General features: G+C 49.5%; 6 protein-coding genes. All 6 read right to left on the reverse strand.

The features are described 5' to 3' along the window. Nucleotides 1-201: 201 nt before the first annotated feature. Entirely contained in the window at nucleotides 202-2,718 is a 2,517-nt protein-coding gene (locus tag ACYVG7_RS09180) for a hypothetical protein (RefSeq protein WP_460882846.1), read from the reverse strand. A 69-nt stretch (nucleotides 2,719-2,787) separates the two neighbouring features. Beyond that, on the reverse strand, nucleotides 2,788-3,495 hold the full coding sequence (locus ACYVG7_RS09185) for a M48 family metallopeptidase (RefSeq protein WP_460882850.1): 708 nt from the start codon (nucleotides 3,493-3,495) through the stop codon (nucleotides 2,788-2,790). Between the two features lie 8 nt (nucleotides 3,496-3,503). Next, entirely contained in the window at nucleotides 3,504-6,632 is a 3,129-nt protein-coding gene (locus ACYVG7_RS09190; RefSeq protein WP_460882847.1) for a type I restriction endonuclease subunit R, read from the reverse strand. Between the two features lie 22 nt (nucleotides 6,633-6,654). Next, a complete protein-coding gene (locus tag ACYVG7_RS09195) occupies nucleotides 6,655-7,875 on the reverse strand; it encodes an RNA-binding domain-containing protein (RefSeq protein ID WP_270672175.1) in 1,221 nt (406 codons plus the stop codon). Nucleotides 7,876-7,923: 48 nt separating this feature from the next. Further along, entirely contained in the window at nucleotides 7,924-10,593 is a 2,670-nt protein-coding gene (locus ACYVG7_RS09200) for a TrlF family AAA-like ATPase (RefSeq protein ID WP_460882848.1), read from the reverse strand. 450 nt (nucleotides 10,594-11,043) lie between these two features. After that, a complete protein-coding gene (locus tag ACYVG7_RS09205; protein ID WP_460882849.1) occupies nucleotides 11,044-11,514 on the reverse strand; it encodes a restriction endonuclease subunit S in 471 nt (156 codons plus the stop codon). Nucleotides 11,515-11,544 lie beyond the last annotated feature (30 nt).

Consider the following 11,544-nt stretch of genomic DNA (forward strand, 5'->3'; position numbering starts at 1 on the left):
ACCAAGAGCCCAACAGTGCAAAATCCTGGTTATCGGGTGGGGTGAAAATAGTCAACAACACGTAAAGGGAACAGCGCCAAAAACGCCCCTTGGCTCCGGCAAATTTAGCTTAGGGAGTGTGTAAATAAGTATCAAAATGGCAAAAATATTGAAATTTACAAATCATTATTTAGCCACAGATACTTCATTATAAAAATAATACTAGCCAAAATTACACGAACTCCTAATATTCTGAACAGCTTGGCGGATATGGGCTTTGTCGGCCATTATTTCACGATATACATTATCAATTATTGCATCATCATCACTTATTTTAGATAGCCAAGATTTAGCGCATGAGTGTAAACTCATACCGTTTAAAGGTTCAACAGCAACGATGTTATGGTAAAAATGCCAGTTTTTCCTATACTTCTCTGCATAGTAACGAAGCAGTGAAATATACCAAGCTTTAGGGTATTCCAAATGAAGCCGAGTATTGCACTCCTCTGCGATAACTCCTACCTCAACAGGTCGACCTGCTCGATGAAGAATTACAGATGCTCTGTCCATAATTAAAGTCACAGGTTTATCTGCAAACGCAATGTGAGGCAAATCGTAGTGCTCCGCATCAATGCGAACTAAACGCCCCTCAGATATTAACTCACTTATGTAAAAACCTGCATGCCCAAAAGAACGAGAGCGAATGACATTGACAATATCCCCCCTGGTTCTAGGTTTTGGATCTTTTTCGAACATCTCAACAATTGCTTCTTTTTGCCCTTTAAGACTAAATTCTGGTTCAAGGCTTACTGTATCAGCACCAGATTTTCCCGCAAAAAATATACTGCGCTCGAAACCATATTCACGAACAATATGGCGAACGGTAAAATAGTCCTCTGGCAAACCAGCTTTTTCATAAACATCAACACGTAAATTCAAGGTGTCTATACCTTTGCGCGATGATGCCTGCAATACATTTTGAACAGATGCTAATACTCTCTCTTTATCTTGATCACTAAACTCAAGGTAAGATGTATGTCGATAGGTACCATGACCAGATAGATACACAAAGCCTTCATCAACCGACATGGATACTCCATGATCCTGACGATCCAACGGGAAAATACTCTTGCAATAGTTTTGTTCATTAGCCAAGGCATGGATGTCTTTGAATGATGCTCCTAAAGGGAAAAATAATGCTGCTTGGGAAAATGCCTCTTGTTTATTTAGGGATCTAGGGAAGACATTATCTGCATCTATGGATAGCTCTCCTCGCTCTTGTAATCCATACAGCCCATTTATAGCTTGCTGCTCCGTATAGCCATATTGTTCTTTTATATTATCAATAACATCGCATAGATGGAGAGGTGCTTTATTAAGCTTTGCCAAGTCATTGATAAAATCGACAGAGCAATCAGGATGAAGTAGATTATCAAGCTCTTTTTTTTCTGCTTGGCTAATCATTTCAAGAAAACCAATAAATCCTTTTTCGTCCGAAAATCTGGCAGCAAGCTCTGGATAACTTGATGATATCTGGGGCCTAGCATTATTTCTAACATTCGCCCAGATGTTTGATGATTGGATACTCAATGAGCTAAGAAGCCTTTGTGTTGCATCTACTTGCAACTGCCTAACTCTTTCCCTGGTTAATTTGTCCGGCAAAACATTTGCTATAGCCTCTAGCGTGCTACGTTTATTTCCATCTATGCCAAACCTGGACCGCACAATATTAACCAGACGTTCATCTTCGTTACTTAAAAATGCATCAAGATCATTGCTTATGATCTTGGACATTTCAAATGATGTAAAATTCAGAGAGCCAACATAGCCAAGTAATCGCCCACCAGTAATAAACCTCTTGAGTTCATCCTCCGTTTTCCCATAAATAACATCGAACTCAGCTTTAATGTTAACCAAGAGATCCTCATATACCAGGTTAAATTTAACACCGGCAACAATCGCCTTCATTAGCGATGGATCGACATCATAAATCAGATTAGCCAAGTTCAGCTGACTTACAGAAACATTTATATCCCTAGCAACTTTATCCATTAATTTCCGCTGGGGTTCAGTTAATAATACATAATTAACAACCCACTCAGATAGCTCGTCTCTATCTGGCCATGAAAATAAGCCATCATCGGAAATTTCATCACTCGAAACGGAGCCAGATTTAATCAATCTTTTCATCTGGCTAGCCAACTCCAATTTCCCAACCCCGAAATGTGGCAAACTTAATAATTGCATATCTGTTAAGGTTAAAAACTCGCCACAAGTGAAAGAGTCACCATAATTTTTCAACAAGAAACTTTGTAATGATAAAAATTCTTTCTGAAACTGAACGGATGAAAGCAGAGCGTTTGGTTCAACATTTCTTTGTTCAATATCTGCTTCTGCTTCTGCTTCTGCTTCTGCTTCTGCTTCTGCTTCTGCTTCTGCTTCTGCTTCTAGTGAACATTGAGACCTATTATTTCCCGCAGACACATCACTATTAATAGCGACTAACGAACCATCAGGCTTATCAAATCCCTGGTTAACAGCAACAGGGTTAACGCTAACATTATCAACAGATAGCTGAGTAACCACGATTAGTTTTTCGATAGATTCAGATATCTGATTTCTAAAACCAACCAATTCATTGCAGTGAAACACTAAAACATTTAATTGTTCACTTAAGCAATTAAACTGCTTATTTATATTAACTATTTCATCAAGAATTGCCTTTTGTTTGTCTTGCATCCGAACCATCCATTTATTCATATGTGATAACGAAAATACCTAACAGTACCGCACCACCATCATCAAAACTCAATACACCCACTCTTCAAACGCCAGCGGCTGGTTGTTGAGTAAGTTGCGGCGCTCGCGCCAATCGGGTAGCCATGTATCCATCAGCGATTTGAAACGCTCGTTGTGGTGCCGCTCCAGCAGATGCACCAGCTCATGGACCAGAATGTACTCCAGACAGGCGTGGGGCTTTTTGGCCAGCTCCAGATTGATCCAGATGCGGGATGATTGGGTGTTGCAGCAACCCCACATGGTCTTCATCTTCTTCACGCCCAATATCGGCATATCGATGCCGAGGCGCTCACACCAGGGGCCGACCAGAGTATCCAGCTGCTGCTTGAGCTCATCGCGGTAGAAACGCCGCAATAGCTCCTGTCGGTTCTCGAGGCTGGTTCCGGGCTGCACCAGCAACTGCAGCCGGTTGTTGCTCTGCAGACGAACCTGATGCCGCCCCATCTGCTCCACCACATCGAGACGGTATTTACGCCCCCAGAGAAAATGTGACTCTCCTGAGACCATCTCCCGCTCAGGCTGTCTGGGCTGGGCGGCAAAGGCCTGTTGCTGACGGCGGATCCACGGCAGGCGAGAGATCACCGCTGTACGGATAGCAGTTTCGGTCATCGCTTGCGGCGCCGAGACCCGGACAAAGCCATCGGGCGGCAGCACGTTGATGTGCAGGTTTTTGATCGCCTTGCGATGCAACTGAAATACCAGCTCACCCACCTGCATCTGCTCGCTCACAGGTACTCCTTCTGGGCCTTGACCAGCTCCATCACCTCGCGCACTTCCACCTCATAATCCTTGATTTCTTCAGCTATCGCGAAAGCGATCTCCCGCTCCTTGAAGCGATCCCCATGCCAGTCGGCTTTCTTGGTATAGCGCACAGCGGTATCAATCTTGGCCACCAGCAGCTCATCCTTGCCCAGATTGTCATACAGTGCCCGCTTAGCCGCCGTGTCTATGCTCTCCGGGTAGGCGCTCTGGCTATGGCTCTGCGGATGTTTCACCTGCTTGGCCAGCTCACGGACCTTTTCCAGATACTCCTGGTAGGAGATGGCCTGCTGGCGGCGCAGCTCGATCAGCTCATCCAGCAGCACCGACATCTTCTCGTAGTATTTGGGGTTGACCGGGTTCTCATCGACTATGGTTCGGCGCACGTTGTTTTCAATCGCCTCGGCCATCGCCTCCTGATTTTTGCGCATCTCCTTGGGCAGCCCTTCCAGCGCCTCCGGGCCGCGCTGGATAATGAGCTCCAACAGCCCCAGCTCTTCAAAGTCCATCAGCGTCTCGCTGGGGTCCGCATCCACCCACAGATCCAGCATCTGGCGCATCCCCGGCTCGAACTGCTTCATATCCACCAGATCGCCACTGGACAGTTTGATCTCATCCCTGACCTTGGCGAAGTGTTCGACCTCCTGCTTGATCGATTCCGCCTGCGAGGTGCTGTAACCAGCCTCCTCCAGCTCACCGGCCAGATTGGTAAAGGCGCGGATCAGCTTGGCCACAAACTGATACAGGGTCAGACGCAATGCCTCTTTCTCGCTCAGTGTCTCTTCATCAGCACCCTGCTCACAGCAGAAATAATGCAGATAATCGGGCAGAGACTTGGGCGCCTTCACCGGCTCACACAAGGCACGGACGGCTTCCAGAGCGTTATCCAGATCCTCTTTGGCCTGGGCCAGTCGATCTTTGAGCAGCCCGGCCACATCCTCCTTGTCATAACCCGCGAAGGCCTCGGCCGTATAGTCGTTAACCGTCTTCTCCAGCGACTTGAACAGGTCTTTGTAATCGATGATGTAGCCGTACTCCTTGTCGTCACCATCCAGCCGATTCACCCGGCAGATGGCCTGGAACAGGTTGTGATCGGCCATCTTCTTGTCGATGTAGAGGTAGGTAGCTGAGGGCGCATCAAAACCGGTCAGCAGCTTATCCACGACAATGAGCAGCCGCATCTGGCCCGGCTCTTTGATAAAACGCTGCTTGACCAGTTTTTCAAACTCTTCGACCCGCTTGGCCGCCTCATCCTCCGGCTGCTCGAAATAGTCGGCCAGCATCTTGCGATAGATGTTGTACTTGGCCAGCTTCTCCGTCAGCCCCTCGCCCGTCTCCTCGCCCTTGATCTCGCTGGCATTGGGTTGGTAACTGGTGACGATGGCGCACTTGCCAGCAAAACCTGCCTGGCTGAACATCTCGTAACTTTTGCAGGCTTGATAGACGCTGGCGCAGACCAGCATGGCATTGCCTCGACCATCGGCCAGCCGGGGCTTGCGCTCGAAGTCGAGCAGAATATCGGCCACTATCTGCTCCAGCCGCGAACGACTGGAAAGCAGCTTCTGCATCGAGGCCCACTTCTGTTTAAGCTGCTGCTTGCCCAGCCGCGAGAGATCCTTGGTCTTGGTATCGAACCACTCATCCACTTTCTTCTGGGATTTGACCCGCTGATCGATATCCCGCGCCTCGTAGCGCAAATCCAGCACCACGCCATCACTCACCGCCTCGTTGAATTTGTAGGTGTGAATGTAGGGGCCAAAGACCTCGATGGATTTTTTCTTGTCCTGCTTCATCAGCGGCGTGCCGGTAAAACCGATAAACAGCGCCTCTGGCAACAGGCTCTTCATCGCCCCATGCAGCTTGCCGGACTGGGTGCGGTGACACTCATCGACAAACACAAACAGCTGGCCCTTGGGGCTGAAGTCCGAGGGCAAACTGCGGCGCATATCGGCAATAAAATCATCCGAGCTGTCATCATCTTCGTCATCCGACTCGCCTTCAGGCGTGCGACCGAACTTGTGTACCAGCGAGCAGATCAGCCAAGGATTATGGGCATGCAGACGGGTCACCAGATCGGCGCCGCTCTTGGTGCGCAGGATCTCCTCCTCCACCCCACTGAATACCTTCTCGATCTGCTCATCGAGTTCGGTACGGTCGGTGATGATAAGCACCCGACTGTCGGTCACATTTTCGCGGATCCACTTGGCCAGCCAGACCATGGTCAGGCTCTTGCCGCTGCCTTGGGTGTGCCAGATGATGCCGCCATCCCGGCGGCGGATATAGGCCTTGGCGGCACGGATGCCGAAATACTGGTTATGACGGCAGGTCTTCTTGGTGCCCGCATCAAACACGATAAAGTCGTGGATCAGCTCCAGAAAGCGCGCCTTACTGCACAACTGCGCCAGATGCTGGTCCAGCAGATTGGCACCCGGCTGCTCGACATGGTTGGAATGAATTGGATCGGCTGGCTCTTTCCACTCCAGATAGTATTTCTCGGGGGTTTCAATGGTGCCGTAGCGTACCCCCTGGGTGTCGTTGCCCGCCATCACCAGCTGCATGGTGGTGAAGAAGTTACGGATAAAATCCTTCTTCTGGTTATCCAGGTTCTGGTGGATACCTTCGGAGACAGAGACGGTAGATCGCTTGAGCTCAATGACGCCAAGGGCAATACCGTTGACATAGAGCACCAGATCCGGCCGTTTCTTATGCTCGCCTTTGACCGTCACCTCTTCGGCAATGGCAAAGTCGTTGGCCTGCGGATTGGCCCAGTCGATCAGCCAGACGGTCTGGTTCTGCTCGCCCGCCCCGACTTTTTCTTTCACGCCATAACGCAGCAGGCGATAGACCTCCTTGTTGGCATCATAGAGGATGCGCCCTTCGCCCAGGCTCGCCGCCCGATCCAGTTGCCTGAGTACCTTGGGGATCAGCGCCGCGTCCACTCCTCGCCCCACCAGCCAAGCGGTCAGCAGCTCCGGCTCGACATTGCGGTTGTTCTCCCGTGTATGCCAATCCCCCAGATAGCGATAGCCCAGCTCCGCTTGAAATAACTTGATGACGCGGTTCTGGGTTGCCCGCTCCCGTTGGCCGACTATCACGTTAACAATCCTTTTGTTTTCACTAACGATACAAAACGGTTTTAAGGTAATCATCCGTCACAACAAACTCGGGATCCTTGCCGGTCAGTTGCCTGGTGAGAGGCACAATCTTGGTTCTGACGCCCATGCCGCGGTAATCGACGTAGCCGTAATCACGAAGCACTTCCATGATTATGGTGTTGCGAGGAGAACGCTGACCCGCCTTCATCTTATCCACCGTCATTGAGTTATTAAGAGCACCCGGACTAATCACTTCAAAGCGGTCTGAATAATTGACTACTTCGATTTCAACAAACCGGGTCCAGTCACGATGCGCAAGGGCATTGATCAAAGATTCACGCACCGCTTCAAGGGGATAAAACCATTGCGTTTCCCGGCGTAGCCCCGCATCGATCTGATCAGCCTCCTGAGAGATAAATGGCTTCATTTGTTCAATAAATCGCTCAATCAACCCACCATCCACTAGACACCGTTCCCCCTCCTCAATATCCCAGCGGCCAACCATGGGGCCATCCAGAATATCGTCAAGCACTGCCTGATACTCTTTGTCGGGGGCATTAAATGCCATCACTCTCAGGCCTGACTGCTTCAGATAGCGGCGCGGATTTTTGCCAAACAGTACCAGACCGGCTACTGTGCAGCAGATGTTACCCCCAGCTTCGGTTAAAAAGCTCAAACCAAGCAAACGGGTCTGCCATTGTTCCTGGGTTTCGGGAACATCTGGATCACGCAAAATGTTCCGGAAGTAGTCCGACAGCCGCGCATCATCCAAACAACTGATGTCCGTGCGAGGAACAGGCATTACCTCGGTATGCAACATGCCTCCCAGCTCGAAGAGCCTCATTTGCTGCTCACGAGTGGCAATTCGCGAAGTGGAGCCGACACGGATATATACATCTTCCCGCCCTCGATCCCGAACCACATAGGGTTTCGAAATGCCTTGGGGAAAGCTGATGACAGCAACGGCCTTTTCGTCATCTAGTCGAACTATCTCGTAGAAAGGCAAAATCATCGGGTGAATTCTGCTTTGGAAAACATTCATCACCCACTCTTCCAGATCCGCTCTTTGAATGCCGCTGATGGTGCCGTCATCCTCAACACCCAGCAGCACCTTACCCCCCTGAAAGTTCGCCATGGCCACAACCTCAATCGCCAGTTGCTCAGGGCGAATATCATCGCGTTTAAACTCAATCCCTGAGTTTTCCCCGCTGGCGATGATTTCTAACAATTCTGTTCTTAACATGTCGATTTACTCTCCAGACATCGGAAAATACCGAGCGTCATATATGGCTTACTCAAACCCGTATTTTTCCCGGCGCTGATTAAAAGCACTTTTACCGCCTTCAAGAATATCGGCCGCTAGCCGCTGGATTTCGGGCACATCGATAGCCCCCTGCTCATGAGGCAAGATCTGTCCTCGGTTCTCTTCGACGCTGAGTACACCAATCCATTCGGCATCACCAAATACCGGGATATTGGCATTGTGCGTAGCGAACAGGAACTGTCTGGTCAGTTTGGCCCGTCGCAATTCCGACACAATGCGTTCAGCAATAAAAGCATTGTCCAGATTGTCCTCGGGCTGATCCAGGATCAGCGGGTCCTGATTATCCAAAAGCAATAGATGCAAAACCGCAGTGCATTGCTGTCCAGTGGAAAGCTCATCTATCGATTTAAAGTGCGCATCACTAGAGCCATGAGTCACATTCAACGATATGGCCATGGTATCGGGTAAAGTCAGCTCTTCCATCTCCAGCAAAGAACTCTCAGGCAACCGGCACAACGCTTGACCAACCGTAGGGGTGATTCCCCAATTGGACGCTCTTAACGACTCTTCTCCCAACCGAATAGTTGCAGCCAGATTAGCCGAAGAGAATTCCCCCTCCATCACCCAAGCCAGACGCTTGGAACCCACGCCATCCAGGTTACATTGGTCAAGAAACTGCATTAACGGCTGGCGATCCCCTTCGTTTTGCAATTCAAGCCTGACTTTCTGCTCCAGCTTTTTGTTCAGCCGTTTTACAGATTTTTGCATTGCGCTGGAACGTTCACTGATCGCCTCAGCCAACTCCAGCAGCATTTTTTTTCGTTGAATATAAAGCTCATCGATCTGTGCCTGACGGGTTTGCAATGCACTTTGTTTAGGGCGGATCTGTTCAATCTGTTTGAGCAAGGATTGATATTCGGCACCAATCTGGCGGCCGGATTTACCCTGCACAGCAGGGATCTCCTTGAATGCAGCCTCAAGCGCTTGTTCCTCGGCCGCAATGCCCTCCTGAAGCTGTAGCTGTAGGGGTGCTAATGCCTCGCCTGACTGTCGGATTTGCACTTCAAAATGAGTTATGGTCTGCATCACAGCGTGAGCCAACTGTTCTAACGCCTCACGTTGTTGCTGTAATAGTGCAGAGTGAGGCAAAGATTCCAGCGCACTGTCACTCAAAAAAGCCAGATCTGGCTGACTGTCTTTGAGATTGGTCACCGCCTCTTGCAAGCGATGGATCTCTTCTCGTATCCGCAAATCCAGCTGTTTCTCTTTCTCTAACTTAGGTATGACTTTAAGTTTTTCATCCAGCCCCAGAGCATGGAATTGGCTCGCTTGATCTTGGAGTTTTGGCAACCGCTCAACATCGCCCTCTATCTCGCTTTTTTGCGCGAGCGCCCGAATGATGGATTCTCGGTTATCTTTGAGTCGATTCAGCGCCTTGGAAATGGTGGCATCGTATTGCTCATGCTCGCCATCTAAAAAACGCTCTATAAGCCGGTTACGGCTGAGAGGATCGCGAGTCATCTCGTAAATTTCGTTTTGCCCATACAGCTCAATACCTGGCAACAAGTCACGCGGCTGATAGGGCGAGATATTGCCTTGCTCGTCCTGTACGACAGGTTGATCACCCCACTTGCGACTGATCTTGAACCTACGGCCATTCATAGCGGCCGAACGCAGTTGAATTTCAACCAGTCCCTTTTCCCGCCCCAAATTATTTTTAACGATGGCATCGTGCTGTTGCTGTGCTGATTTCCCAAATGGATCTAACCCTAGCGCAAAACGGATGCATTCCAGCAGCGTCGATTTACCCGTGCCCCGGCCCCCGATCACCGCATTCAGGTGGTCAGAAAATGAAATGTCCACCCCATCCAGGTACCCCCCCACAAAACGTACGCGCTCAATGCCCGATGCAAAATTTTCAGGCTTATCAGAATTCAAGCGCACGCGAGATCCTGCATCTAAAAAAGCCTGTTTAAACGAGGCAAAACAAGGACGGGTCATCTTGATAAGGCAGGATGCACCATCGCCTTTAATATCGTCCGGTTTGGCTACATCGGCGGCATTGATAGCTGCCATCTCCCGCTCTCGCCGATAGTTCGGCTCTTTGTTCAGAAAGACCTTGCGATAGAAATCACTCTCTAAACTTTTGAGATCCTCTACAGAGCCTGGGATCTGCGCCGCCAACAGCCCCTTGTGTTGCCAGATATGATCCATCCTGCGTTTAAGTACGCCGTCATCGTTGGTGCTATGAGCTGCGAAAATAAAACCACCCTGCTCATTGATGTACTCAATAATCTGCGCTGCAGATTTTTGCACCGGCGCGGCAGGATGAGTCCTATCCACACCCAATGCACCCAGATAGCCATACAGAGCCTGACTCGCAAGACTCTCATCAAACAAACAGACAAAGTGGATCTTCTCGCTGGAGGCAATCTCAAAGCCAGGGAACACCACAATCCCATGCTGATTAAACAAGGTCCGCAGCGATTCAATCCCCTCAACAGAACCATGATCCGCCAGGCCAATCACCTTGACTCCAACTTCCAGTGCCGCCGCCAGTAACTGTTGATTGTATTCTGCCTCGGATAATTCCTGCTGCTGCCCACGATAGGCAATATAGTGGGCGGGGTTAACCTGCAAGGCACATTTAAAAAAACGAGCCTGGGTATAAACCGGAGCCAGATCTTGATCAATCATGAGCACACTCCCTATCGATATCGCTGTGTTTCACCAAACGGTTTATGCCAGTCGGCAATGTTTGCATGGTGGCAATGACTTCTGGTGTTCGCAGGCTTACGACGTTCATACCACTATCCCGAGGTTCAGTTTTAGAGGCTGCTAACCTGCATCCTGTTTTCATTTTTAGCCCCAGAAGGCAACCAAGCTATAGGCTGGTATTTGCTTGGCGCGTTATGCCGGGCTGCTCTTGCGGTTTGACAGCCAATCACGCTTAGCAATCAACCATCAAACAACCCGAATTGAATTAATTTTTATATTTCAACAACATAATAAAAACAGCTGCACAAAACAACCGCTCCAGTCAAGCAACGGTCAAGCAAATCCGGCGCAGGGTGGCTCCGCTGGCCAGGCTCGCGGCAGAGGCGGTCATCCGACTGGGCTGCACTCATGCCCCGTCTATGCCCCCGTCTATGCCCCCGCCGCCAGCGGCAGGCGGATTTTGCCAGTCAGCAATTGCTGCATCATGCCTTGTTTGAGAGCGCGGGCCTTCTCCAGCTTTTGGGTCAATGCCTGCAGCTCGTTATCCATATCGGATAAAATAGTGGCGATGGCGGTTTGTTCTACAACCGTAGTAGGTAATGAAAATTTCAACTGCCTTACTTGAGTAAAATTCAATCCTTCTCTATTGCCTCCAGCTTGGAAGCTGTCGATTTGATTTTGACCAAAACTTGAATTTATAAGTTCAACCAAAACGGCAGGGATAACTTTAGAAAAATCCGTTCTAATTATGCAGACATGCTGATTTACGTTGCCACCGATGACTTTCTCGTCCGCTTTCGCACAGCGTCCAATTGATGCGCCGGTTATATTTAGCAGTACATCACCATCAGGGCGAACGCATGAGTGTCTAGTTTTTGAGCGATACGGATAATCCGGCAATCAGCACCTTCTCCAAGTGTTCTGTTTTCA

The sequence above is a fragment of the Pseudaeromonas pectinilytica genome (assembly GCF_054780855.1).

What these genes read in the sequence shown, in the direction of transcription:
- ACYVG7_RS09180 (WP_460882846.1), bottom strand. Translation starts at nt 2,718, where the DNA reads ATGCAAGACAAACAAAAGGCAATTCTTGATGAAATAGTTAATATAAAT.
- ACYVG7_RS09200 (WP_460882848.1), bottom strand. Translation starts at nt 10,593, where the DNA reads ATGATTGATCAAGATCTGGCTCCGGTTTATACCCAGGCTCGTTTTTTT.
- ACYVG7_RS09185 (WP_460882850.1), bottom strand. Translation starts at nt 3,495, where the DNA reads ATGCAGGTGGGTGAGCTGGTATTTCAGTTGCATCGCAAGGCGATCAAA.
- ACYVG7_RS09195 (WP_270672175.1), bottom strand. Translation starts at nt 7,875, where the DNA reads ATGTTAAGAACAGAATTGTTAGAAATCATCGCCAGCGGGGAAAACTCA.